General features: G+C 35.3%; 32 protein-coding genes and 2 pseudogenes. 21 read left to right on the forward strand and 13 right to left on the reverse strand.

Features of this window, described 5'->3' with window-relative positions:
• Positions 1-87: 87 nt before the first annotated feature.
• On the reverse strand, positions 88-1,584 hold the full coding sequence (locus TDE_RS02520) for a carboxylesterase family protein (protein WP_002681654.1): 1,497 nt from the start codon (positions 1,582-1,584) through the stop codon (positions 88-90).
• 296 nt (positions 1,585-1,880) lie between these two features.
• On the opposite strand from TDE_RS02520, the gene TDE_RS02525 reads away from it, so the two are divergent.
• Complete coding sequence (locus TDE_RS02525; RefSeq protein ID WP_002681656.1) at positions 1,881-2,546, forward strand: DUF4272 domain-containing protein; 666 nt, start codon at positions 1,881-1,883, stop codon at positions 2,544-2,546.
• Between the two features lie 23 nt (positions 2,547-2,569).
• Here TDE_RS02525 and TDE_RS02530 read toward each other — a convergent pair whose 3' ends face one another.
• A complete protein-coding gene (locus tag TDE_RS02530; protein ID WP_002681658.1) occupies positions 2,570-3,283 on the reverse strand; it encodes a DUF4241 domain-containing protein in 714 nt (237 codons plus the stop codon).
• 115 nt (positions 3,284-3,398) lie between these two features.
• Between TDE_RS02530 and TDE_RS02535 the strand changes: the two genes are divergently transcribed.
• The 12 genes from TDE_RS02535 (at position 3,399) to TDE_RS02590 (ending at position 11,403) form a co-directional block, all read left to right on the forward strand.
• Entirely contained in the window at positions 3,399-3,854 is a 456-nt protein-coding gene (locus TDE_RS02535) for a DUF2004 domain-containing protein (protein ID WP_002681659.1), read from the forward strand.
• Positions 3,855-3,931: 77 nt separating this feature from the next.
• Positions 3,932-4,465, forward strand: a complete 534-nt coding sequence (locus TDE_RS02540) for a DUF2271 domain-containing protein (protein ID WP_002665878.1) — start codon at positions 3,932-3,934, stop codon at positions 4,463-4,465.
• A 396-nt stretch (positions 4,466-4,861) separates the two neighbouring features.
• Positions 4,862-5,632, forward strand: a complete 771-nt coding sequence (locus TDE_RS02545) for a hypothetical protein (protein WP_044971615.1) — start codon at positions 4,862-4,864, stop codon at positions 5,630-5,632.
• A gap of 36 nt (positions 5,633-5,668) precedes the next feature.
• Positions 5,669-6,463 carry a hypothetical protein gene (locus TDE_RS02550; RefSeq protein ID WP_002681664.1) on the forward strand — a complete coding sequence of 265 codons (795 nt, stop codon included), beginning with the start codon at positions 5,669-5,671 and terminating at the stop codon, positions 6,461-6,463.
• 124 nt (positions 6,464-6,587) lie between these two features.
• A complete protein-coding gene (locus TDE_RS02555) occupies positions 6,588-7,181 on the forward strand; it encodes a HEAT repeat domain-containing protein (protein ID WP_002681666.1) in 594 nt (197 codons plus the stop codon).
• Between the two features lies 1 nt (position 7,182).
• Positions 7,183-7,683: a hypothetical protein gene (locus tag TDE_RS02560; protein WP_002681667.1), complete on the forward strand. Its 501-nt coding sequence runs from the start codon at positions 7,183-7,185 to the stop codon at positions 7,681-7,683.
• A 61-nt stretch (positions 7,684-7,744) separates the two neighbouring features.
• The gene (locus TDE_RS02565; protein ID WP_002672522.1) at positions 7,745-8,185 is read left to right on the forward strand and encodes an Imm12 family immunity protein; all 441 of its coding nucleotides are present in this window, start codon (positions 7,745-7,747) and stop codon (positions 8,183-8,185) included.
• 4 nt (positions 8,186-8,189) lie between these two features.
• Complete coding sequence (locus TDE_RS02570) at positions 8,190-8,924, forward strand: hypothetical protein (RefSeq protein WP_002681670.1); 735 nt, start codon at positions 8,190-8,192, stop codon at positions 8,922-8,924.
• 27 nt (positions 8,925-8,951) lie between these two features.
• A complete protein-coding gene (locus TDE_RS02575; protein WP_002681672.1) occupies positions 8,952-9,254 on the forward strand; it encodes a hypothetical protein in 303 nt (100 codons plus the stop codon).
• A 37-nt stretch (positions 9,255-9,291) separates the two neighbouring features.
• Positions 9,292-9,879: a hypothetical protein gene (locus TDE_RS02580; RefSeq protein ID WP_002681674.1), complete on the forward strand. Its 588-nt coding sequence runs from the start codon at positions 9,292-9,294 to the stop codon at positions 9,877-9,879.
• A gap of 15 nt (positions 9,880-9,894) precedes the next feature.
• Positions 9,895-10,686 (forward strand): HEAT repeat domain-containing protein, encoded by a 792-nt coding sequence (locus TDE_RS02585; protein WP_002681676.1) that lies wholly within the window; start codon positions 9,895-9,897, stop codon positions 10,684-10,686.
• An 18-nt stretch (positions 10,687-10,704) separates the two neighbouring features.
• Complete coding sequence (locus tag TDE_RS02590; RefSeq protein ID WP_002681678.1) at positions 10,705-11,403, forward strand: ABC transporter ATP-binding protein; 699 nt, start codon at positions 10,705-10,707, stop codon at positions 11,401-11,403.
• Here the strand turns inward: TDE_RS02590 and TDE_RS02595 are convergent.
• Entirely contained in the window at positions 11,396-12,196 is an 801-nt protein-coding gene (locus TDE_RS02595; RefSeq protein ID WP_002681682.1) for a hypothetical protein, read from the reverse strand. The two genes, TDE_RS02590 and TDE_RS02595, sit on opposite strands and share 8 nt — an antisense overlap.
• A 209-nt stretch (positions 12,197-12,405) precedes the next feature.
• On the opposite strand from TDE_RS02595, the gene TDE_RS02600 reads away from it, so the two are divergent.
• The 8 genes and pseudogenes from TDE_RS02600 (at position 12,406) to TDE_RS02635 (ending at position 19,121) form a co-directional block, all read left to right on the forward strand.
• Positions 12,406-13,380 (forward strand): hypothetical protein, encoded by a 975-nt coding sequence (locus TDE_RS02600; protein ID WP_002681687.1) that lies wholly within the window; start codon positions 12,406-12,408, stop codon positions 13,378-13,380.
• Positions 13,381-13,447: 67 nt separating this feature from the next.
• Complete coding sequence (locus TDE_RS02605; RefSeq protein WP_002681688.1) at positions 13,448-14,431, forward strand: DUF6630 family protein; 984 nt, start codon at positions 13,448-13,450, stop codon at positions 14,429-14,431.
• An 11-nt stretch (positions 14,432-14,442) separates the two neighbouring features.
• Positions 14,443-14,844 (forward strand): hypothetical protein, encoded by a 402-nt coding sequence (locus tag TDE_RS02610; protein WP_002681689.1) that lies wholly within the window; start codon positions 14,443-14,445, stop codon positions 14,842-14,844.
• Between the two features lies 1 nt (position 14,845).
• Positions 14,846-15,938 (forward strand): annotated as a pseudogene (locus TDE_RS02615) (DUF6892 domain-containing protein).
• A 23-nt stretch (positions 15,939-15,961) separates the two neighbouring features.
• Positions 15,962-16,444, forward strand: coding sequence for a GNAT family N-acetyltransferase (locus tag TDE_RS02620; protein WP_002665857.1), 483 nt, complete (start codon positions 15,962-15,964; stop codon positions 16,442-16,444).
• A gap of 63 nt (positions 16,445-16,507) precedes the next feature.
• On the forward strand, positions 16,508-17,155 hold the full coding sequence (locus tag TDE_RS02625; RefSeq protein ID WP_002681693.1) for a hypothetical protein: 648 nt from the start codon (positions 16,508-16,510) through the stop codon (positions 17,153-17,155).
• Positions 17,156-17,196: 41 nt separating this feature from the next.
• A complete protein-coding gene (locus TDE_RS02630) occupies positions 17,197-18,168 on the forward strand; it encodes a formylglycine-generating enzyme family protein (protein WP_002681695.1) in 972 nt (323 codons plus the stop codon).
• A 122-nt stretch (positions 18,169-18,290) separates the two neighbouring features.
• Positions 18,291-19,121, forward strand: coding sequence for a hypothetical protein (locus TDE_RS02635; RefSeq protein ID WP_010698624.1), 831 nt, complete (start codon positions 18,291-18,293; stop codon positions 19,119-19,121).
• Between the two features lie 181 nt (positions 19,122-19,302).
• Here the strand turns inward: TDE_RS02635 and TDE_RS02640 are convergent.
• The 10 genes and pseudogenes from TDE_RS02640 to TDE_RS02685 all read right to left on the reverse strand — a co-directional run bounded on the left by TDE_RS02640 (position 19,303) and on the right by TDE_RS02685 (position 26,005).
• Positions 19,303-20,366 (reverse strand): annotated as a pseudogene (locus TDE_RS02640) (hypothetical protein).
• Positions 20,329-20,649 carry a TfoX/Sxy family protein gene (locus tag TDE_RS02645; RefSeq protein ID WP_002681704.1) on the reverse strand — a complete coding sequence of 107 codons (321 nt, stop codon included), beginning with the start codon at positions 20,647-20,649 and terminating at the stop codon, positions 20,329-20,331. Before TDE_RS02645 ends, TDE_RS02640 begins: the two are co-directional and overlap by 38 nt.
• Before the next feature lie 52 nt (positions 20,650-20,701).
• Positions 20,702-21,055 (reverse strand): hypothetical protein, encoded by a 354-nt coding sequence (locus TDE_RS02650; protein WP_002681709.1) that lies wholly within the window; start codon positions 21,053-21,055, stop codon positions 20,702-20,704.
• A gap of 19 nt (positions 21,056-21,074) precedes the next feature.
• On the reverse strand, positions 21,075-21,605 hold the full coding sequence (locus tag TDE_RS02655) for a hypothetical protein (RefSeq protein WP_002681712.1): 531 nt from the start codon (positions 21,603-21,605) through the stop codon (positions 21,075-21,077).
• A gap of 55 nt (positions 21,606-21,660) precedes the next feature.
• Positions 21,661-22,725 carry an ankyrin repeat domain-containing protein gene (locus TDE_RS02660; RefSeq protein ID WP_002681714.1) on the reverse strand — a complete coding sequence of 355 codons (1,065 nt, stop codon included), beginning with the start codon at positions 22,723-22,725 and terminating at the stop codon, positions 21,661-21,663.
• 14 nt (positions 22,726-22,739) lie between these two features.
• Positions 22,740-23,639 carry a DUF4261 domain-containing protein gene (locus TDE_RS02665; protein ID WP_002681717.1) on the reverse strand — a complete coding sequence of 300 codons (900 nt, stop codon included), beginning with the start codon at positions 23,637-23,639 and terminating at the stop codon, positions 22,740-22,742.
• Positions 23,640-23,670: 31 nt separating this feature from the next.
• Positions 23,671-24,300 (reverse strand): hypothetical protein, encoded by a 630-nt coding sequence (locus tag TDE_RS02670; protein WP_002681720.1) that lies wholly within the window; start codon positions 24,298-24,300, stop codon positions 23,671-23,673.
• 14 nt (positions 24,301-24,314) lie between these two features.
• Positions 24,315-24,854, reverse strand: coding sequence for a hypothetical protein (locus tag TDE_RS02675; protein ID WP_002681722.1), 540 nt, complete (start codon positions 24,852-24,854; stop codon positions 24,315-24,317).
• Between the two features lie 15 nt (positions 24,855-24,869).
• On the reverse strand, positions 24,870-25,424 hold the full coding sequence (locus tag TDE_RS02680; RefSeq protein ID WP_002681725.1) for a hypothetical protein: 555 nt from the start codon (positions 25,422-25,424) through the stop codon (positions 24,870-24,872).
• A 53-nt stretch (positions 25,425-25,477) separates the two neighbouring features.
• Positions 25,478-26,005, reverse strand: a complete 528-nt coding sequence (locus TDE_RS02685) for a hypothetical protein (RefSeq protein ID WP_002681727.1) — start codon at positions 26,003-26,005, stop codon at positions 25,478-25,480.
• Positions 26,006-26,043: the final 38 nt, after the last annotated feature.

Genomic DNA, 26,043 nt, shown 5'->3' on the forward strand with positions numbered 1-26,043 from the left:
TCCTAACTTTTTTGTTCCCAATTTTATTTGCTCGGAGGATTTAACCGCTGATGTTCCTCGTCTATGCTCTGTACCGGAGTATGTTGATTATCTACGGTTGTGGATATATTCTTTTCGTAGCTTATCGGCAATGCCGCTATTTTGAATGTGATGAATAAGATGTGCATGCGGAAACGGTATAGTTCTAATATCTTTATCATATTCCGTAATTTTTCCTGTTTCATTAAAAAGAGTCCGGTCTTTCATTTTTCCCGTCCTTATAAATTCTATCCAGTCCTTCTGAATTGAAATAACTGCTTTTCTATTTTCATCGGTAATGGGTATATTCATTTTATCTATGGTTCCAAAGAAAAATGCCAGCTCCGCCCCATGATACGAACCTCGCAGTCCGTTATACAAATGAGGGATATAGTTCATTCTATAGCCGTATACAGGGCATTTTTTGCTTAACGTTTCCATAAGAAACAACGCGCTTGAATGAAAGATCAGCAATTCCATTATTTGAATCTGTAAATCTACAATTCCATTTGCTTCCGATTTAAATTCGGATTCGAGTGTTTCTGCAAACTCACCGTATTTTTTTAAAAGAACATCTTTTAAATTTTTCTTTTTCTTTGTAATTCCGAGAGCCTTATAAAACATAGGTAATTCAATCATAGAAAATTCATCTTTGTTAGAGCCTATCAAAACTGGCATACAAGGGAATTCTCCACGCTCTAATAATTTCATTGGGTGCTCTGCAAAGAATATACCGTCAACAATATCATTCTGTCCTCCTTTTAGTTTCATCAATTTTTTGGCTGACAGTTTTTTTAGTTCTTCAAGTCCTTTAAGATGATTTTTTGACAGCATTTTTGCATATTCGTTTTTTGCAAAATCAAATTCCGACAATATCGGGACATTCCCTGCACATAGGATTAATTTATGAAACAGTTTATTACTTACAGGATTTAAATAATGATACAGCGCTGCAACCGCACCGCCGCAATGCCCCATAAGCGTAATATTTGTATTATCCCCGCCGAAAGAACTTATAGTATTATAAATCCAATTTAAAGCTGTTTGCTGATCAAGATAAGCAAGAGAAGCTTTTATTTCTCCCTTATCAAAAACAGGCATATATCCGAAATTTCCTATTCGATAAGTAATTGTAACTGCTACAACACCTTGTTCGGCAATATGTTCCATTGTGTATATTGGAACTGTTCCCGACCCTTCGCCTCCGCCATGTAAAAATACAACTACCGGTTTTCTTTCCGTAAAATTCTCGGGTGCCCATATATTTACTACAAATGCATTTTCCGTTTGTGTATCTTTTAACGGTTGAAATTCCGGTCGTAACATATGGTGCTTCATAAAAATATTAAAAAACAGAGGATATTTCCTTTGTGGAAAACATACTGTTTCTTTACGATTAATTATCATATCCGGTGAATAGTCTTGTTTATCAAGAATTTTAGCATATTCAAATCTTTCTGCTCGTGCATAAGGCACACTCAATATAGAATACACAGGCGTGCCTTCTTTCGTTTTTCCGACTACATTCGCATATGCTTTGCCAATCTCTGTCTGTATTATCTTCATTTTGCATCTCCTTTATTCTATGAAATCTCTCTAAATGTTTGCTGATATTATACCATTTTCAATGGTGTTTTTTCTACGGGTTATCAACAATCTTATTTTTTGATATAATGGCAGCGTAAACAAAGGAGATATGATAAACAGTTCGGCAGAAATTCAGCCCCACTGTTTATCTGACGAGTTTTGTGCTTTGCACAAAACATCGCATTATTATATGTGTGTGCTTTTCGGCACACACTTGAAAAAACTTTTTTCGCAAATTGATATTTGCTGCAAAAAGTTTTTATAGGAGAATTATTATGTACATAAAACCTGAAGATCGGCGTGAAAAATCGAATGCAAAAATAAAGGGGATGGGAATTGCCTGTATGGAAGAACTGCCCTTGCGGGAATCATCAAAAGAGGCGAAGCTTAAAAGCTCTGAGGAAATCTGTGACAGAGCCATCGCTTGTCTTTTGTCGATTCAGTTGGCTGAAGATATTCATAATGAGCAAGGGTATGAAGAATCGAAGGAGCTTTTTTTAAGTTTGCTTGAAAAATATGAAGTATCGGGTTGCCTTTTGGAAAAAGAAAAACGGCTTTTTGACGGAACATACAGCGAACAGGATGTCATCGATGTATGCTGGACTTATGAAGCTTATTGGTCGCTTCTGTGGGCTTTGGGCTTGGTCGAAGATATTTCGTATCCGAATGATATCTGTGATGTGGAGCGAGCGATAAGACTGGTCGGCGACGCCGATGGGAAAACTGCGTTTAAAGCACAATGTAAGTTACGTGGAATAGAAGAAATACTGGATATGCTTGATCTTCACTACCGTTACCACTGGGCAACGGAAGAAAAGCGGCTCCGCCCCGAAACGGAAATCAAAGATTTAAATCCCGATGTTTTAATGGAACGAAGGCGCGGACTTGAATGGCTTATTTCCGAAGAAAGCGATTGGTTCGATATTTCGATGGATACATAATCCTTTTTACTGCATCGCTATTTTTATCCGACGAAAATATATTCGATGACAAGCTCACAGATGGCATCGTTTTTATCGTAGCCGAAATATACCGGATATTTCCCGTCACCGAAACCGCTTTGTATCATGGGAACGGTCAAGTCCGTTCCTTCTAAAGGATAGTTAATCCAGTCCCCGCCGTCGCGTTGAAAGCGTGGATTTGCAGCATAACTCTTTTCGAATTCTTTTGCAAAATAATCGTCGTATATATTTTTGCCGGGGTTTTCATTTACCCAACGGCTTTCAAAATCGCAATAGGCATCCCGTGCTTTTACATCGACAACCGTTGCAAGTCCTGCATCTACATTAAACCCGAAAAAACTTTCTTCATCGACGTCATCCAAATCTTCATTACCAATCAAGGCTTCACGATACACGGCAGCCTTTTCATCGGAGAACCTTACCCGTGTTGCAACATACCGGTAATGGTCTTCTTCTATTTCGGCAACTAAAGTTTCTAATGGAAAAATTCCTGTAGGTACTTTTTGCAGATACGGCTCCTCGCTTTTGTTAAGGTAGACAAGCGGATCACGCACCAAAATATTTCCCGTAGGAAAATGCACGGTTCCCATCGGCAATATAAATAACTTTTTCCCCTGTACTTCATCTTGAGAAAACAAGTTACCGTAATGCACAGGAGACTTAAGCAGCTCCTTCACTTTTTCATATTTTTCAACCCATTCTTTTTCCGGTATCATCGTATAGACCTCCATGTAGTCATTGAATAGTATAATATTTATCAGTACATGTGTCCACAGACAAAAGTCTCATTTTTTGATATACTTATAAAAAGCTTTTATAAGGGGTTAAACTATGAAAAAAATGGAACATCAATACTTCGGTCAGTTGAATCTTGCGACAACAGATGATGTGGAAGTAATTTGGGAAAAAGAGATTCAGGGGATAGATACCTGTCTTTGGCTCGGCAAAAATGTAGAACTGTCTACCGGCATACTCGACCTTTATGCACAGTTTCTTGAGAACATAGACGATAAAATAAAAGAAGCAAGAAAAGCACTTATAGCATATTTAAACGATGACAGTTACTATATCGACTTTCATATTGAAGAATGCGGACTAGAAGATTTGCCGACTGATATTATCGAGTTTGTAAGTAAGATGAAGATAACGAATGTAAGCTTATGGATTGACAGTGAAAAGCCGCACATCGCAATGGATTTTATGATTGCACCTGATGAAAGCGATGAAATACTCTGCGTAAAATTCGGTGAAGATGTCAAAATCATCTCCATTGATTGGGAAAGTTAATAATTATTTAATTACTAGGCTTGCAAAATTCCGCTTATTGATGTATAATAAACAAAATAGAATAAGGTAGGTGTAACATGAGAAAAATAATATTGACTATTTTAATTATATTTACAGCCTTTTCTGTAAATATATCTGCAGGGGAACTGAATATCCAGAAAAATACCATAAGCATAAGTTTTGATTTTAGCAAAAAATTAAGGCTTGCGAGTAATCAATTTGCCGTATGGGTCGAAAACGAAAACGGAATGCTCGTAAAAAATTTATTTGTTACCGATTTTACAGCAGGAAAAGGTTGGGAAAAAAGACCCGAAAGTTTGCCTTCATGGAGAAAAGCCGTAAAAGATGCCGACATAGATGGAATAAGCAGTGCGACTCCTAAATCCGGAAAGATTCAATTGCAATGGGATATCAAAAATGAAAACGGGGAACCAGTAGAAAAAGGCATCTATAAAATATTTATTGAAGCAAATATAAAATGGGAAAATACCGTCTTATTTACATGCGAAATAAAGGTAGATGACAATGTTACAATAGGCGAAATTACAGAAAAAATCTCGGGAAAAGATTATAATAAACAAACCTTGATAAAAAATGTAGAAATAAAATAAATCAAGACAAACCTCAAAAACTGGAGTTTTTTGAGGTTTGTCTTTGTGCGGAGATATTATGAAAAACAGTTATTATATACGCACAAAAATTTTCTTCTCATTTAAAAAGTAAAGATTTTGCCGTTTTAGAATCGATCATTTGAATGTAAGGACTTTGATACCTACGGCCTATTTAAATTCTTCGGCGACCTAGCCAAAGGGCATCCCAATGCTAAAGACATTGAAAATGCCGTAACATTTATAAAAGATATTGAATAGGTTAAAATACGGTAAAGCTCAAAAGTATTGCGGCCGTTTCTAGTACATATCCGATTTTGAAATACCCAAAATTGTATTGATGACCTGGAGATTTTATAAATGAAAACAGTAAATGAAAATCTAACAGTAGAAGTCATTATGGAAACGAATAATATAATAAACGGGCTAAAACATTTATCTGAAGGACTATTCCTACCCGAAGAATGGATTGATTGGTGGAAACAAAATGAAAAAATTGCAAAACAATTTTTGTCGCCGCGGTGGTATTTAAAGATAAAACCTAAGATGTCACAAGGTTTAATGGGTGCCGCACTAATATCTCAAAATGCGGCTCGTGAATACTTAAAATCTATAAATCAATCTTATAACGAAAATTCACAAGTCAATTATATGGAAGGATGGAGAAAGCAAATAGATGATATCTCCTTGAACTGTGACAAAGTTGATATTATTGATTTTGACTTGAAATTTACCAAATTGAAGCAAAGTTACCCTAACTTGTTTGCCGTAATAAAAAAACACTTATTGAAAAGTGATGTTGTGGAAAATAATTTAACCGAAGAAAAATTAACCTCATCATTTTTTTATAAATTATTGCATAGTGATGTGATTACATTTTTTTATTGTATTTCGCAATTAAAAATGGAAGGTATTCTTATTGATTTTGATATGTTAGAATTACGGGAGGAATATATTAAAATTGGGGAATTGTGGTTGAATAGTGATGGGGATGAATTATATATCAGACCATATGAAGCTTCTGTATATTTTCATGATATAGGGAAAAATCAAATACATATTATAAATAAATCATTTAACTTATTTATTGAAAATGATTTGAGCCGTTTTGTCTATGAAAATGCATTGCCTAATACTTTTTCAGGTTTTTCAAATCAACAGCCTCGATAAAAAATTAAACCATTATTTTTAAGGAAAGAACGAACTGTGATTTATATTAAATTTTATACTAAAAGCAAAGGTTGTTTAGAGGACATCAACAGAAAACTAAGTGCCGAGATTGAAAAAATAATCAACAATCCCGACGCTGACATTATTTATCAATCTCCTCATACAAATAAGATTATTTGGGCATCAAAACGGCTGAACGAAAATTGCGTAAGCATAATAGCATTTGATGAAACTGCAAACAAAATTGCTTCTATAAAAATGGAAGATGAATTGAGCGATTCAGATATAGCTTTTACAAGTTTAAATGAAGAAAATCGTATAATAGTATCTTTTACAGCAGGACAGGACGGCTCCCAAGATTATTGCATAGAATTAAACAATAATGAGCTGAAAATAATATATAAGTTTCCTAAAAATTTATCTTATATGTTTAGCTTCGATAAATATGCTTTTCTTGCTGATTTTTACAGTTCGGCTTTTTTTAAAATTTCTTCCTCGGATTTTACACCGATTGCTGAAAATACATATTCTTTGTTTAAAGAAGATTCATTATCCAATGTACAGAAAATCAATGATAGTTTCGGAATATTTTGTACCACTGAAGGGAAGTGCTATGTATTTGATTTATCCGCACTTGAATTAATTGATGAGCTTATTATTGATTGTAAAATAGATGATTTAGAAAAAAATTGGACTGTGAATGCATTATTTCAAACAAGGGATGAGATGATATTCCAATATTGCAATTATAAAAATGGGAAAGAAAGCATTGAATGGATCAGCGTAGATAAATTATATTTAGATAGGATTATCAAAGAACAAAAACTGTGATATAATTAAAAAAATGATAAAATATTATAAAATTAATAGGCAATATAGCCTTAGTTGACAGTTTTAAAAATATGAGAGACATAAAAGAGCTGCATAAAATAATGACTGAAGGGGGAAAAAATAAATGAAGACAACGCTTTTTCCAAATTGGACATTAGATGACACAGATGACACGGGGGCAATTTCGGAATATTTTCATAATGAAAAAATACCTTTCACCGAAGAGACAATGATTAAGTGCCTTAAAATGAAGCGTAATAAATACGAAATCTATTGGGCTGTTTTAGCTCTGCGTATGCTAGGAACGCAGAAAGCAATTCAATATTTAAAAGAAGTTAGCACTTATAAAAATTTAGATGTGCAGGGTGCAAGCGTTTTAACGATTGCTTACTTAGCCGAGGGTTCTGAAAATGAATATTTGGCGAGCCTCTTGTTAAATAAGGATTTCAAAGCAAAATGGTATGCCGCTGTTGCCTTCAATCACAAACCCGACGGTAAAGCTGTCCCTTATGCAGCTAAGTATGGGGTTAAGACAATCAAAAGTTCGAAAAACAAACCGGAAGCGGGTTCTTTAATAGTTGAGTATCTTGCAAGATTTGCACCGGAAAATGAACTTGCAAAAAAGATATTTGCAAGGATAAATAAAGACTTCGAGAATCTTTCTCCCAAAGAACAGGAAGTGTTCACAGTAAATTTTCCGCATATCTTTAGAAATTAACATGAATAAAATTGTAACTACAACAGTAATGGTAATTTTTACTCTTTTAATTTTTACAGCCGATATAGTGTTAATCACAAGATTTTTCACACTGATAAAACAAAGAAGATATAATGATTCGGCTCCTCTTTGGGGCGGGCTTCCCGATTTGTTTTCGAAAATTGAAAATAAATATCTTAAAACTTTTTTGAACTACATCATACTGAATATTGCGGTGTATATCATCGGGTACTATTTCCCAAAGACAGGAGTTTTTACCGGAACTCTCAAATTTTCTTTTGATATTGTTATCGAGGGCTATAGATTTTTAGTATCGTTTATAATAACGAATTTGTTTTTAGCTATTAGTCAGCTCACAAGAAAAATAAAAATTTTTCAACAAAATACAGTTTCGGCTAAGCTATACTACATTGAACTTATCATCATTCCCATTATTGTTATTTTTTCTCTTTATTTTTTTGACAGCGTTTTTGATAATCTTGCAATGAAGGTAACAATATAAAAGAATAGTACACTTACAAAATTGCTAAAAGATGATAGAATAAATATGAGGAGACAGCAATATGGAAGTTATTTTGAGTACGGTAATCGGCGGTGAAATTACGGTTGAGGTTGATGGTGGGAAAATTGTTCATTCATTGATAATAAAAATGAGAAACTCCTTGAAAGAGCATTTTAAAAAAATATTTTTTGAAGGGCTAGATAGAATAAAAATCAACGTATATATCAGCGGAGATGTTTCTTCTTATTGCGATAAAACGGGTATTACTGCAACCCGATATTTCCGTGCAAAGACAGAATATACGACAGAGTTTTGTATCGATAAAAACTATTGGTCGTTAGAACCTGTTCTTCCAGTGGATAGAAAGTTTATTCTATTCATGGAAAACTCGTTGATACAGTTAGGCGGAATTATTGAAAAAAAACTTAAAGCAGCCGGATATAATTTTGATGGCGAGCTGTTTAAAGAAATTGTTCTTAAAAGTTTAAGAGGAATTAGTTAAGAATATGGCAAAGTATTCAAAAGAAGCATTAGATGAAGCATTGCTGCAAGCGCAAAGCAGCGATATTAGCATGAAAACAAAAGGGATAAAGTTTTTAAGACAAGCCTCTTGTTTGGAAACGGGTACAAAAAATACTTATCCGATAAGGGATTGGTTTTCTGAAACTAAGAATTACACAAAGCTTTTTAAAATAGTAAAATCAGAAAAAGATCCGAAACTGTTATGGGAATATTTATTTTTGATTAAAACATATTGTGAGCGTTATATTGATTTAGCTTATTTGGTAAAAGATTCTCAAAACTTTATCTCAAAAAAAGAAAACACAGAATTCAAAATAAAGGCTTGTGAGCTCGGAAAATTGTTTTTAGTGCATCAGGATGCCTCTGTACGGCAAGCTGCAGCAAGCCTGCTTTGGTATTTAAAGAAAACTTCCGAAGTTTGGCCTGTAATCATAGAGCTTATGCAGAAAAAACGTGATTATATAACACTTTCTCATATCGGCATAATGGTTCGCAATTGTTATTTACTTTTGAATGATGATAAAATTATTACAGACTCGTTTGGGAATGCTGTGGCGAAAGAAAATCTTATTTCACTAAAGGATGCAGAAGCTTTAAAAGAAGCCGTATCATTTTCATTGGAAAAAACTCCTAAGGCTGCAAAAAAAGCCGGTTTTAATTCCGTATCTGAAATACTGGACAATATAATTACAGCACTTACAAAAACGGTAAAAAAATGATAAAATAAACATTATAGGGGTAAAAAGATGAACGGAGAATTATATCTAAAAAAGGGTCTTCTTCAACTAAACAAAAAATTGTATGATGAAGCATTGGCGACTTTGAATAAGGTAATCGAACTCGATGATGATCTTGCCAGTCTTACATCTGCAAAATGTATTTTAGGTGAATATTATTTTATTCATCAAAACTATGAAAAATCAAAAGAATTTTTATCATGGATTTGCGATAGACAAGATGAACTTGAAGAAGAGTTTGACGATTTACTTTCAGAAGAAATTAATACCGCGTCTGTGCTGATGGAGCTGATTGAAAAATATAAGCTGTAAAACAAATTTACCATAAATACACAGGGAGTTATATTGTATGAAAAGCAATTCTTATATTCATAATTTAAAAATAGAAGATGTCCCTTGGCATCGGCTTCCTACAACTTATGGAAGATCGACTTTGTTTCCTCAATATTTTAAAATATTGGAAAAGATGCAGGATACGGATAAAATAGAAAATGCATTGTATGAAATAGCAATAAATATTGAACATCAAAGCACTTTGTGGTATGCAACTCCGTTTGCTCTTATATTTCTTACAAGAATTTTTATGAAAGCTTTAACTCAGAGCAGTACAAATAAGAATGCTCACTACATTGTAGAAGAACTACTGGAAGTTTTTGCCGTAATAGCTGAAAGTTTTTGTGAAGGAGATGAATTGGAGCATGCGGCTCCCTTACCTTTTTTTGAAGACATGTTAAAGGAAAAATATTTATGGTCTGAAGTTTATAATGAAGATGATGATTGTCTCCGGTATGAAGATGAGAATGTTTTTCCTGATAATCTTTTTTACAGTTTTTATTATTATTCTTTTGAGGTATTAAAAATATATCGGGAAGAATTTGTTAAATTAAAAGATACGGAATTTGAAGTAAGAGCAAAAATACTTTCTTCATGGTTTTAAAAAAGGAATAGACTAATGCCGAATTCAACGGAAAAAATTTTGCAAGAACTTGAAGCGGAACGGTTACGCCGTCAAAATCTTACAAAAGAAGATTTGCAAAAAAAGTATGCCAAATTACAAAGAGCCGGTTTTCCTCTTAGCGAATGTATCGGTTTTATAGCCGATTTAGGCGGCAGTAATCAGCTCGCTTATCATTACGAATTGATTTGCAAAGACTGGGAGCGAGATGATCCGTTGCATTTGGATAACAGTTTCGATAAACACGATTTAGCGGGGATTGATTTTCTTTTTGCGGCTATAAACAAAGCTTCAACCGAAAAAATACGGGTATTCACCGCCTATCTCATTGCCGAAATTCTTGTGAGGTCGAAACATCGAGATTTTTATACGGCTGCATGCAATCGTCTTGTGCCGATACTTGTCTCGCATATAAATACGAAGGACTGTGTTCTGAGGCGCAAAGTGCTGATAGCTGTCGGGTGGGTTGGAGCAGTGCAAGAGATCGGTATTTTCAATGAGAGAATGCTCCACGACGAGGATAGTCTTTGCCGTGCATGGTCAGCTTCGGGCTTAATGCAATTATCGTTTAACAGATTGAATACTCAAACAATATTACTGGAAGTAAAAGATGTTTTTAGACAGGCAATTGCTGTGGAAAAAGACCTTTTTGCATGTGGTGTAATGATAGAGTCGGCACAGAGTTTATTCGGTAAAAAATGGATATCGTCTATAGCTGTTGAAAATAAAGATTCGGTAAAAATAGAAAAGGCTCGCAAATCTGCTGTCAGATTTTTAAGTAAGGATTAAATAAAAGGAGATGTAAAAATGGGCGAAACTATTATCCGTATGGAAAACGTTACAAAATTATATGAAATGGGGGAAAGCATCGTGCATGCCCTGCGAGGCATAAGTTTCAGTATAGATCAGGGAGAATTTGTTTCGATAATGGGGCCGTCAGGTTCGGGAAAGTCTACCTGTATGAATATGATAGGCTGTCTTGACCGGCCGACAAGCGGTATATTGGAAATCGGCGGAAAAGAAACGGCAAAGATGACGGAAAAAGAACTTGCTGTGCTGCGTAATAAAACGATCGGCTTTGTGTTTCAGCAGTATCATTTGCTTCCAAATATGACGGTTTTAGAAAACGTTATGCTTCCGTTACGCTATCAGGGTGTGGAAAGAACAAAACGCATTGCACTTGCAAAAGAAGCTTTGGAGCATGTCGATATGGGCGATAGACTTTCCCACGGTCCTAACGAACTTTCCGGCGGTCAAAAGCAGCGTGTCGCCATTGCACGTGCAATGGTAACAAAACCGCACATTATCTTGGCCGATGAGCCGACCGGTGCTTTGGACAGCAAAACAGGAGCTCAGGTTCTTAACCTCTTTAAAAAAATAAATGAAAGCGGAACGACAATTGTTATTGTTACTCACGACCCTGGAATCGGAGCAAGTGCGGATCGATGTATAAAACTTTTTGACGGAAATATTCAGTCGGATGAACATCAGGTTCCTGTTACTTAATTTCTTTTATCAAATGATACGTTTCCATAAAGCGAAGATGCCAGACTTCCTTATCGGCGGTAATTTCTTCATATATATTTTCCAGCGTATGAGCAGGCGACAATGACCACAGAGCATAATCCTCGAAAACGACTTCGCCTATCTTTTCAAGTTTATCTAATAGAAGTCCTAAGTCTTTGTGATTAAACCAGCAATCCGTATCCAGAGCATATTTTGTGTTTTGCTTTTTACAAGCAATTTCGCTGTTCAAAAAATCATCCATAGTCGGCTTATCTTTTTGCAGCAAACGCGTGCAGGCTAAATGATATTCTATTTTTCTTGGGCTCTGATCAACATCTGAAACAAAAACGGCGCCGTACTCATTTTCAAATTTAACTGCAAGCACTTCTCCTACTTTAAAATATGGGTCCCGTTTAATTTTTGTCTTCGGTACTTTAATCGGTTTAGGATTTTCACTTTGTAACTGAACAGCCAGTTTATCAAGCTCTTTCTGCCTTTGCTTCAGAGCTTTGCCGTCAATTTCAAGCCAGAAATCATCAGCACCTTTTGCAATTATTTCTAACGCTTTATTCTTTATCTTCTCAGGTAAATGCCCTACCTTCCATAAAGAATAGGCAAATGCAGTCCAGTAAATTTCCGTGTAAAATGGATCTATGCAGAAGTTATGCTCGTCATTTAAAACGTCTTCAATTATTGCATCGATATTTCCACCGTCTTTATATCGTTCGACTATGGTATTGTAAATGTCATACCCGTCATCACTGTCTATAATTTTTACACCGTCTATTGCCATTTATCATCTCTCCGTTCACAATTCTCATTGCATTACATATTTGATACCATTATATCCTTTTTAAGGTATTTTTTCTACTGTCAGCTTTTCATCTTTCCCCCTTAAAAACAATAATGAAAAATGATATAATTAGGATATAAAAAATATAGTTGATGAAGAAGATCGGCTGAAAGGATTAAGTATATTGAAACAAATAAGGAGATAAAAATATGAATAACCTAAAATTAAGTTTATTGAAAAAATGGGAATTGGATAGTGAGCTTTCGTTTGTGCATGGCTCTGTTTTGTTGCCGGATGGAACTGCTATAATTCTGACTAAAGGCGAGAAGAGCGATTGGGGTAAATTTTACCTCCTTGTGCTTTCTGTCGATGGCATAAAAAAGATTCCGATTGAATATGCGGAAACATCAGGCAGAGATTATCCTGTGCTTTTTCGATATGGTGCAAGTTTCGGACTCATCATTTCGGCAAAAGAAGTGCGGTATTACTCCGGCATTCATTCCTCTCCGGAAATAATTCCGATAAAAAATAATTCACGGCTAAGAGGAAGCATTGTACCGGAAAAAGCTCAACAGAGGTGTTTTCAAAATATATCCGACAGCAAGACAATTCCCGTTTGCTTTGAAAATGAATTTTATTGCGGGGACGCAAGATATTTTGCTCTTTTTGAATTTGATGTTGCTGCAAAATCTGCCGAATGGAAATGTTTTTCTACAATAGATAAAAAGGCATTTACACATCAAGATGACAGCTGCGTAGACGCACCTAAAATAGACAGCATTAAAATATCGGATAAAGAAATCTATGCCTTTATTCCGGGCGACAGCCAAACATCGGTTAATAAGTGGGGAATGAATTATTATGCCCTTGCAAGAATTTCCGAAGATGGGAAAGTAATCAAAAAACTTATCGAATCAGATGACTTAAAAAAAGACGGTAAAAAAGGCGGCATCAACGGATGCTTTACTGATTCTCAATATGTGATAATGACTCCTCTTTTTAAAACTGATGATTGGAAAGGCAAGCAAAAAGTTTTTTCACTCAACACACGTGAATATTCCGATATTACCTTTCCAAGAGGAATGTCCAAACACAAACTCGAAAACATCTCAGGCGAAATATGCCTTACCTCGTTTTACGATAGAGGACTAAAAGAAATAGCATTATGCAATATAAATTCATAAATCAACATACCCCGCCGCAAGCGTCGGGGTATTAAACCCTCCGCACGAATAAAAAAAGGAATGGAATATGAACGGAAAAAATATCGGCCGAACTGTATCGTGGGTGTACTACAAAGACGAAAAACTCATAGGCGGGCCGGCATTTGATATACAACTCTTTCGGCAGATATTGGAAAACAACGCAAAGTTTTCGAGTCAGGCTCAAGAAATGATAGAGACACAAATTAAAGAACAAAATATTTTTGATTGTATTTCACTCAAAAGCTCAAAATACACCAATCGCTTTTACGAAAATAGCGGCCATAAAGCATTTATACCCGAAAGTATCTGTATGGTTGATTATTGTGAAGGTGAAATCTTTGCCGTTGTGAGAATCGGAGATCGTTGTGAAATTGTTTCTTATGATTATGACATCACAGGCGAGGCGGGACAAGAGTGGTTCAATTTTATAGGAAAGAACAAGCCTATTTTTGATAAAAAAATCATTGAGAATATAAAAACGGTTTTAACGCAATACGAACAACTACAAATAAAAATACTTGAAGAAGAAGACAGACGTATTTGGGAGGAAAAAGAAAAACTTGCTTGCCGGAACAAAAGCTTACCTGCCGATACGGAACAAACTTTTTTATCGCTTTGCAAATTACTCGGCATATCTCCGCAAAAAGCCAAGAAAATATACCATACAGCATTGGAGCAAGAAAATATTTGTGTCTCTTTGATAAACGATTTTATAGATTTGAACTATTTGGCAATGTTCGATTGGAAGGCGGATGTGGGAGATATTGTATACGGTTACAATCTAGTAGCAAAAAAGATAAAAGCGAATATGCTTCACTTGGATAAAGATACGGAATTTGAACCGCCGGAAGTTTTCCGTAGGCTTGCTTCGATGAGTGACAAGGTATTATATCTTATCGACACAAATAGCGATTGCTATATTTTAGGTTTGTCAGATAAAGAAAATAGAGAAAAAATCATAAGTGCTTATAAACAACTGTTCAGCCTGCTTCAATCTGAGAATACGATTGAAATTGTGAACACTCTGTAATAAAGGGAAAAATGAAACAAGTAATTGCATTTTGTATATTTATATTAACTACTTTTGCACTATCTGCCGATGAAGAGGATCGAGTTATGACTATTTCAAAACAATGTATTATAAACCCTGACGGTATTGTGTCAATGCAGTTTTCCGATAATACGGATACAGCCTTACGAACAATTAAGCATGATGATATAAAAGCAATAACGGATATTTTAAATACTGCAAAATATGATGATGAGCGTAATGACGGAAAGATGTTTAAGATGACTGCACCGCAGTTAAGAATAGTAATACGATATAGTGATGACAGTGAAGTAAAAATCCAATTATGGGATGCACTTATGTATGTTAATAAAACATGGTATAAACTTGACATAAGAGCTATTAAAGAAATATTATATGGTAAGGAGATATAAAATGAGTATTATAAAAAGCAAGGAATCGAACAAACAGGATAAACAACCGGCCATGCCGCAACAGAAACTTCATATCAATTTAACTAAAAACGGTTTGCATATTAATGGTGAGTTTATTGAAAACCTATCAATAGATATTCTTGCGGAGAAATTCGGTGAATATAGAAAAGTATTGCGTAAGCCGCCTGATGGAACAGTAAGTAAAGATGATTTAGAGGAAATATATATCTGGGATAATATGGGAATAAGGAGTTTTGTTTCCAAAGGACATATCAGCGAACTAGACATAAGAATATGTGAAGATAATGAATGGGAGAAAAAAGCAAATTTTTCGTTTTTCGATGTAAATCCCAAGCAGGTGTTTCCCGGCATTTTTACGATAAACGGTAAAACTATTTTGGAAGCAATACCTCAAAAAACATTAAGAGATGCTTATATATTTTTAAAAATGAAAGTGGAAAATTGGGAAATAAATTGCTCATTGTCGAGTAAATTAAACTCGGTTCTGGCTGCAATATCTTTTCAGGAGCGTTTGAAAAAAACAAAAACCGATGAGATAGCTGATTTGGTGCGAGCCGAACCTGAACCTATACGGGATATAAGTTTTTGGTATAAACCGCCGAGGGTGTCAAGCGGTAAATGGAAACAGCCAAAGGCAGAAAGTAAAGTACTGACATTTACAAACTTCAATTTTAAACTTGCTGTTATCCAAGAGCTGATGTACAAACAAGAACTGCTTAAACCGAAATTTGATGTATATGATTTTTGTAATGATTATGCAAAAAAAAGAAATAGATCCCGATGATTACTACGATAAAATGATACCTGAAGTAAAAAGCTGGTTTCAGCAATTGGAAATTCCTGCTGAATTGGCCCCAAAGGTAACACAGCTGTTTCTTGATGGCGGAAATGAAATTAATATGCAGCTTATTCCGCAATGGGACGGCGAAGATAATTTATTTGATATTAAATCTATTTCCGATGAGGAGTTGGCACAGTTTCCAAACTTAAAACTTATTGACGGCACAGTTATTTATATTTCCGAAAAAACAAAGAAAAAACTTATCGAGAAAGGAATTAATATTGCAGAATAAATTTAAGTCAAAAAGGATATATTATGCTTCATTTGGAAAAAGTAAACGGGAAAAACATTTGGGATATTTTGAAACTGCAGGTATCGGAAGCACAGAAAAGCTTTGTTGCTGCCAACGATATAAGTATCATTGAAGCCTACATTACAATCACCGCAAATGGTTATGCATTTCCATTCGGGATATATGACAATGAAACACCGGTCGGATTTTTGATGATCGGTTTTGATGTTCATGACGATTGGATTGATGCACCTGAAATAGCAAAAGGGAATTATAATCTTTGGCGGCTGATGATTGATAAAGCGTATCAAAACAATGGATTTGGGAAAGATGCAGTTAAATTGGCTCTAGATTTTGTTAAGACTTTTCCTTGCGGAAAAGCTGAATATTGTTGGTTGTCTTATGAACCTGAAAATCAAGTTGCGCGTAAACTATATAGCTCATTCGGTTTTGTTGAAACAGGAGATACGGATGGAGAAGAACTTATCTCAGCGTTAAAGCTATAATATAAAAAGATAGAAAAGCGAGTATTTATATGAATTAAGCGAAAAAACTTATGGAGGAAAACGTTGATAATAAACTATTGCAGCATATATGGCGACAGTGACGAGCGTAATCTGTATTTCGACATGGGCGATAAAATAAAAATAGACTATTGTGAAGCATGTAAGATGGTATTAAACCGTGATGAAGCAATTTCACAAGCGGCAAAGATAGTTAAAATACGAAAAAAGAAATTTTTCTTTAGTACTTTAGATGGTGTATCTATCGCAAGTCAGCGGTTTTATGATATATATCATACATATAATATGCAAGGAATTGAATTTATTCCGTTTGAAAAATCGTATGGATACTATGTTTGCAAATTTTTGTATACAATGCACTTTGATATTGTACGGTCAAAGTCGGTGCGTATCGAATATCAGGGTAAAGTTTCTTACGGCATCTTGGATAATGGAAGTTGCAGTGTTTGCAAAAGAAGTTTCGGGCATCACCATCCATGGCCGTATCGAATGACAGTTGAAGATGAGAAAAAATTAAATTCAAATACATTTTATCGAAGTGATATTGAATTTGGAGAAAGGAATTTTCAACATCCTCTTTTGTGGGCAACCGACGGAATTATCCAAGCTTTTACAAAAGAAAAATGCAGAATATTCTACAAAAATGTTGAAGGTAATTTTGGGAAAGGAGACTGTGGTAAAGCAGTATTATAAAACCGAAATATAAATTATAGATATGTTCAGAGGAAAGAAAATTGAATAAAACATTATTTTTAGGAGCGGCACTTATTGCAATGACAGGCGGCAGTGCCGGTGTAAATGCCGAAAATGCAGGCATGCTGCCTACCGGTAAGACGTATACGGTAAACGGCGTATCGTTTACGATGATCGCCATTCCTGCCGTAACGGACGGTACCCTCGGATACGGAGAATACGACGTAAACCCTGCACATACGGTCAGCTTACCAGCCTACCGGATCGGCGAAACGGAGGTAACGCAGGAGTTGTGGCAGGCGGTGATGGGCAACAACCCGAGTGGTTTTAACGGTAATGACGAAGAAACAAAACCTGCCGGCGGCGAAGAACAAAAAAAACGGCCGATAGAAATGATAAACTGGTATCAGGCAATCGCCTTTTGCAACAAGCTCAGTTTGAAGCTCGGCCTTGAACCCTGTTATACGGTAACGGTTAAAGGAAAACCGATAGACTTTGCCTCACTTCCGTTTGATAAAATTCCTTCTGAGGATGAATATATGCCCCAAAAGGATCGAATTATAAAGGCATGGGATGCCGTAACTGTGGATATAAGCAAAAACGGATTTAGGCTGCCGTCGGAGGCCGAATGGGAATGGGCCGCAAAAGGCGGCGTTGAAAGCCGATGGGCGGGCTCCGATGACGAAGAAGAAGTCGATCGATATATGTGGCATGATGGGAATAGTGAAAACCGAACCCATGAAGTAAAAAAACTGAAACCGAACGGATACGGGCTCTACGATATGAGCGGCAACGTGTGGGAATGGTGTTGGGACCGCTTTAAAGATTTTTTGCCTGACTCGCTTGTAGAAGCAGGTGTCGTTGACATTGACGATATTCCCGATTCCTGCCGTGTCTTTCGGGGCGGCGGTATAGATATCGATATATATAACGCAGCGCTGCCGATCAGGCTATTTTATACTCCCGATTTTCATGCAGGTAGTCTCGGATTACGTTTGGCATGCAGGTTGTAATTTTTGCATCTTTCGAATCGCTTATCATACCGCAAGAAAAATATACGGCGCGGCTTGTGAGCGATATTGAATTTGCAGAAACACTGCCGCCGGAACATTATTAAAACAACAGGAGATTTTATATGAAAAGAAAAATAATTAGGCTTTTTCTATTTTTTTTATTATGTAATGCTTATGGAATCAACAATAAGACTCTGGTAAATACTCAACTATTCGAAACGGACGGTCTTCTTGATTATTATGCTTGTGAAATCAAAAAAAATGAAATAGTTAAAATTTTAAAACCGAATATTTATTATGGAGTATCAAATTGGAAATATTCTGTTAAAGTCTTATATCGAAATAAAGAATACCTAATTAATATTGAAAATTTGATACCTGAAAATACTCAATTTTGTTTAGACGATAATATATCTTTGCTATATTCTGATGATATCAAATGGTTACCGGTTCATTGTTTTGATTCTTTGCAAGAAAAAAATCGGGATGTTATTATAAAAAAGCAACCGAAAGGATTTCAAAAATATCAGAAAGAAAAAACAGAATTTGATGATGAGTGGTACGAAAGCTTAAGCAATATTGTACCGACATATTTTTTTAATTCTGTATTCAATATTTCAAACTTATTCAATCGCAGTAGTTTTTTGATAAAAAATATAAAAAAATCCGAAGCAACCTATATAATCGAGGCAGAAGTATATGATTGGTTTATGCCGGATTCAATTTTGAATTATTCAAAAGGTGATTCCGTTTTATTAACAATATCTATTGATGGTGATTATTTGAATTTTTTTTGTAATAATCAACAATTAGGACAATTTGTAAAAACAAATAGTAAAACAAAAAACGAGATAGAATCTTTAATTAGGAATAATACTTGTGATCTTTCAAAAATCACCTGGCCCCGCCACGCCGACGGCTCTTGCGATTACGACAGTAGTAAAAAATATTAAATTATTTCACTATCAATTCAAAAGGGATATAAACTGTCTTATATAAACCGGCAGACAAAGATCCTAATCTATGCCGGATGTAGATTATAACCTTCGCCAGTCGTAGAGCATAGTCTATATCAGCCGCGGTGTACACGGATGTGCATCCTTCATTATAATGAAGAGTAGTCCTTCACACTTTTCATTCATTCCAATCACGTGCTATTTCGGTTGAAATCTCAAAGCTGGTCATATCATTGCTTTCATTAAAATGAATATAAGCAAAGTATTCATTCCAAAAGAGATGATCGCTTCCGGTTGACCATTTAATGCCGTAGTGCAGCTGAGTTATGTCTGTCGTATTTTTCGGCGGTACTAACCATAGTTTTTTATCGAATGTTTTTTGCAATGTTTCTTGTTGCAATGGAACCAGCAGCTCAACATCATCAAGACAATAACGAATTGAATTTGCTCTTGCATCGGAAATGCAGTATTCATCAAGTTTTAAATGAATGATTTTACAGTCTTCTAATACCGTATCTTTTTTTTTATGACCGTAAAGACCGATGCTTCCGATCACAAAGCCGTCTTTTACAAGAAGATAATTAGCATAAGGTATAGCAGTATTATTTCTTCGGAATCCCTTTTCAACGAGAATACTTCGATCAACGGGATATTTTTTAAAAGCACCCGAGGAAAGAAGTTTTTTATAATCTCTGCCGGAAGGATTATCCTGTTTTACATAAATATCGAATCCGTTCGCTACTATATCGGCAACAGTTGTATATGCCATCTTAATCTTTGTGTTGTTAATCGTAAAAACCGGAGCCCTCACCGGAACACTGATTATGATATATACCAAAAACATATAAAGTGAAAATATTGCGACAGCCATAAATATAAAAATACTTCTTCCGGTACGCTTCCGTGCATTAAAAAGAGCCATAACCGGAGGCAGGAGGATAGCTGTTGCCAAATTAGAAAATCCGGAGCCTCCCTTTTTTATCACCTGTAAGGCAAATAATACCGCCCCAAGTATGACAGATGCATATACCAAAAACTCACTGAACCTCATTTTTGTAGTATCGGTCTGTTTGTTTACAGGTTCTTCCATTAGTGATTTTCCGCCCGATACGTTCGTTTCATATAAATATACATTCCGAATATAACCGCTAAAAAAATAAGTCCTGAAACGGAAAGCAGTAAAATAAAAATTAATCTTCCCAATCTATCGTCTCCTTTTAGGTTTTGGGGCAGGCAGTTCATCAAACATAGTTTTAAATAAGCCTGTCAAAAAATCTTTGCTGTCTACATCATCAACTAAGAGCATTTCTTTTGCACCGTCATACGGCAGCTCATAGCCGGCATTCGGCATATAGGCTATCGCCGATTTTACAGATTTAACAAGTAATCTGTCATCATAAATACCGCCGACAATCTTACCTTTGTAGTATAAAATATATTCCCCCATCATCGCTCTATAGCTTATGTCTTCCAATTCGGATAACTGATTCAAAATAAAATTCAAATATTCTTTACTTGATGCCATTTGTACCTCAATAAGTTTAATTTGCTTAACTTAAATTATTATATCGCATTATCTAATTTTGTGCTGGATTATTAAAAAATGTTCCTTCTTTTCCCCAGAGCTTATTTTTTATTTCTTTTTCTGTTATGCTTTCTAATTTCTCATATACCGGAGCTCCTCTAATACAAGCTCCCAAAAAATAGAATGCTCCGCAAGCCGGACATTGCAAATAGAAGCATACTGTATAATGTATTTCCTCATCTATAATCGTAAGCATATCTTTAAACTTACAGTCGCCTGCATAAATCGTCAGCTGTGCATTTTCAATCTTATTTAACAGAAGTTCATAAATCTGCATAAAACTTTTACGCGGGTCCGTTTGATCATTTTTAAAAGCTATATCTATATCATCGCAGTATTTGCACATAATTATTCTTATAGCCTTCCTATTCTCTCAGCCTATTCATTTCTACTTTATACTCATCTTCAGATACGAATAAATTAAGAAAGTCAGAGAAACGCCCCAATTCTTCAATCTCTCTAAAGAATACTTCGTGATCCGTAGTATATACTTTGGGATTGCTAATATCTTTATCGCTTAGGCATATAAAGTAATAATTGGGATAAGAGTTGGATTCGCCAATAATTAAAAACTCTAAATCATTACAAGGAATTACTGAGCTTACATATTCTTTATGAATAAACCCGGAGTATTCATCATAGTCGGCTGTTCCTTTTGTAAAAGGAGTAAATTTTTCAGTTTTGTATTGTATCCTTGGATATGGGATTTCCGATTCAGGTAATATCCCTTCAGCCTTTATTCTATCGAGTAAATCATTTTCTAAGTAATCGCTAAAGTCCTGCATAAGATAACTCTTAGATAGGCTAATGCTTTCCATATTTCGTAGCAAGTTCTCGCTTTCAAAGGCAGATTTGCCGCCCAGTTTAGTGATTCTATCAATTATTCTTTTGTCCATAGTCTCCTTATATTCTCCCTTTCAGATATATTTTTATCAATCTCATTATCGGTCATTATTCCAAAATCAGGTTCATATATTTTGTCATATCCTCTATAAAATCATCAAAGCCTGCCAAATCGATGAGCTCTTCATGTTCCATATCATAGCTTGCAATTTTTTTTGTTTTCGGATTCCATACAATATAAATATGACTGTAATCTCCGAGAGAGCGGGAAAGTCTTAATAATTTTTGTCGGCCGAATTTAAACGGAATAGTATCAATCAGTTTGAAGAACTCAAGATATCCAAAGTCGGAATCCTCTAAATCAAAGTGTAGGTTTTCACCGGTTAAAAATTCAATTATTTTCTTTGGCAATTTATACGGTTTTAATTCATCCAATTTATTTTGTGTTTGATGAAACTCGGAGGGCTCTAATGATTTAAAATATTCCGCCATTTCCTCATCGCCTTTTTCCAAGGCTATACTATATGGACGCATTCCGTCTTTTTCGGCAATCTTAATGTCCGCTCCATGCTTCACTAAAAATTTACACATTTCCAAATCAACATATCTTGCAGCTACACACAATGGAGTCGATTGATCGGAATATACCATATCGGACTTATTGTAATTAATATCTGCTCCGTGCTCAATTAGAAATTCCAGAATTTTATAATTACGGTCAGAGACTGCGTGACGCAAGAGCTGTCCGCCGTATTTAGCTGCGGTATGCCCAAGTTCTTGTATAATCGAAAGATTATCAAAACGTTTACCATAGTACGTTTCTAAAAATGCTTCCGAACCTACGTTGTTCGTTACATCTATCTTTGCTCCATGGGAAACGAGAAACCTTATTACCTCTTCATTACAATATCTCACTGCGAGAAGAAAACTTGGATGCTCCTTTGCATTAAGGTTTGCTCCTTTTTCCGTCAGCCATTTTATAGATTGAAACTTTTCCATTATCAATGCAAAATCCAAAGGAGAGAGCTCGGTGTATTTGCCGACGCTGATTGCTTTATTAAGCTTCCATTCCTTTAATAGATGTTCTTCCAATGCAGAAATATTTTCATTTAGTACATCATTTAAAATTTGCGGTATAGATTCAAATCTGCCGATGTTTCCGATTGTTATCATACTTAAATCCTTGCTTATCTATTTCCCGAAGCGTATTCGCCCGTATTAATGTCTATGACTTCTCTTATCGGCTGTATGAGAGAATTTTCATATTGCACTTTCCATTTTATATCTGAATTCATATTGCCATCCGTAAGACCCGCTATTGTATTTCCGTCTTCTATCGGATTATCATTATCATAAATGTAGGATAAAACATTATATGCATGGTTTACAACATCATTCGGGTTTAAGTCGTGAAAATGATATTGAACATCAGGTAGAAACAAGGTGCTCATACCGAGTGAATCGACCAGCATATCGTTTGTCCCTTGAATATTAAAAAACCGGATGTTTACTGCATAATGGAGGAAGCGCATTTCTTTGGGCAATGTGCAGTTTAGAATATCTTCTCTCGTCAGCATTTTTTTAGATGTTTCGAAAACTACTGCCTTGCAAGACGGATATATGTTTACTAATGCTTCAACATAATTTACCAGCATCTCCGCTCTTTCTTTATAATCTAAACCGGCAGCCAACATATCCGTTGCCATTACTTGATATTTACAAGTTTCCAGAATTTCGCCGCCGTTCGGACAATTCCATAATTGCGTCGCTGAAACATCATCCATAATCGGTTTTTCAATTTCAGAACAGTTCATAATAATGAGCTGCGGAGGTACATTTAGTTTTTCCTTTTCATAGTGCACGGAATATTTTTGGGGAGCAAAACCTGCCATATTACCGTCATAACAAAAGCAATCCGTTTCGCCTAAATGTTCACACATAATTTTATGTATATGCTCTTTTTCGGGCATTTCACATTTTTCTTCCATAAGTAAATGAACCATAAAAATCATACCCGGATGGTCGGCAGTTTGACTCATATCCTGTTTGAGAATCTTGTCTTCTCCATTTGATTTTTTTTCTTTCATAGTATTACCTCTCTTTTAATCTGAAATTGATTCATATATTTTTCTCCCTCGGCACATTAAATTTATAAGTACCGTCTTCATTATCACATTTTGTCACATTATTATTTACTGCATTTTCATTCTTTTTGAACACAAAGGCATAGCCGTAGTTTTTGCTTTCTCTTTCAGTTTTCTCGATTTTTTCCAAGCCTATGAGGTCGAATTCATATTTTCCTTTGGGTATATCAAAACCTAAACGGTAATTATATGGCTCCATAATATCTTTCGGACCGGTTTTAATATATTCCGTGTGCTCTGTAATATTTTTTTTAATGTTTTCAAAATCATAGTCCAAATCATCGAAGCAGGAAAAACATATCTTATTTAAATCCCCCACTTCAAGATAAAATTTTTCAAATCTGCATACTTCTTTAAATCCTTCAGGTATGACAGCTTCTTCATTTATAGAGGCGAATATATGATAATCAAAAGAATTGATTCGATAAAATGGGACAAGCTTGCCTTTTTCTACAAGCTCCGGAAAAAGCTCGAAGTTCTTTTGCAGATAGCTTAAAAGCTTCTTTGCCCTGCATTTTTTTGAAGCAAGATATCCCGTAAGCAAATCAATAGGTATAATAGCCATTCCGTAACCGTCTGTTGTTAATTCTCCGATATAGTGCATTATCATCTCCTCCGTTATTTCTTTTCTTCGATAAAATCAATTACATCCGACCAACCGTCATCTTTTGCATCATAAGCCCAGCGTTTATCCGTCAAGGATTCAAGAGCATCAATGCTTTTATGCAAAGTCTCGGACATTTCTTTTCTCTTATCTGCAGGAATCGAATTTAAATATGTATCGCTTATTTTGAATCTGACATTTTGAAGAAAATTGACCGTATCTATATAGGTGCTGGAATATTCAAAAACCGTATTTTCAGGAAAACATTTTATCACGTTTTCAAAGGCCGCTTTCATATCGGGTAATTTTAATGCGGCCAATGTGTCGGGAACATAACGGATAAGCTGAGGATAATTACAGATAAATTCCCACCAACCGTCACCCTTCCAATTTCCTATGATGTTAACGGCAATATAAAAAAGAAATAAATCCTCATCGGTTTGATTTTTAATTTCTTCTATTTCTCCGATTTTCCATAGTTTATCCGACACTTCTGCAAAGAAGCTTTCATTAAAATTTTTTTGATTTTTAATCAATTCTTTCAGTGTAAGCATTTTATTTCTCCTATTTTAATATTTCGAAACATCAAATCCTATTTTCTTTAAACTGCTCATTTGTTTTTGTTGATGTTCTGCAGTGCCGGCTCCGGTTAGAACGTCGCTGTAAATTTCACTTGCAGGCCAATCATCGTAATAATTATTGAGGAACTGAGGGACTTTTTCGTACATAGGTTGAATGATTGAAATAAAGCCCTGTTTAAGGAATTGAATATATGTTTTTTCATCAAGTATTTCAGTATGGCCGTATTTGTCAAATGAAGTTCGGCGGTTGAGTGCACCCTCAATGTCCCAAGGTGTAAATACAACTAAATGCAGAGGTCGGCTCCAGCGTTCAATATCCGTTTTATCGGGCGAAGGAAAAAGCTTTTTCCAAAAGCCTCGTTTTACTGCATAGCTGCCGGTAGAAATATACAGGCGGTACGGTGTATTTTCAAACGCTTCTTCTGATATTTCACCGGAAAGGGGGGCGAATACTCCGTATAAATCGCAATTTAAAAGGCGGGCATAATAGGATTTTTTGCCTGCATCTATTTCGTAAATTGCACCAAGTTCGTATCGTGCCATTTCATACCTCCCATAAAAACTTTTTGCAAGGATTAGCAAATCTTGAAAAAAGCTTAACTTTCCCCGAATATTCGGGAAAAGAGTTTTTTCATTTCTCTTGCATATTTGACCGCATCCGGAATACGCAGTCTTTTATAATAATCTGCTAAAATTTCAGGATGATTTTTTAATATATCGAATTCCAGCATATACATGGCTAAACATGACTTTGTATATTTGCCGACTGAAATAAGTTTTGATTTTTCATCTTCATCAAGTTCTTCTTCCGGAGCAAATTCGCCGTCAGGATATTCATCCGGCGTATCATTACTGTACTTCCAAAATTCTTTTGTCCAAAGAACAATATCGCTTTTATTTTCTTTGATTAGATGCAAATACCATTCGGCCAGTTCTTTTTCGGTAGATAATTTACAAGTAAAACCTTCCAATAGAAATTGACGTTGTTTTAATCTATCATGTAATCGGGAAATTTCAATATCCTTGATTTTTTCTTCAATACTTGCCGGGTCCGTAAGCCGAATCAGCTCCGAATAGATTTCGCTGTCTAAAAATTTTTTTAAAGTATTTGTTTCTTTTGCCATGTAAAAGCCCTTCACCAATTAAATATTGTTTATATTAT

The sequence above is a fragment of the Treponema denticola ATCC 35405 genome, assembly GCF_000008185.1.
GTDB classification, from domain to species: Bacteria; Spirochaetota; Spirochaetia; order Treponematales; family Treponemataceae; genus Treponema_B; species Treponema_B denticola.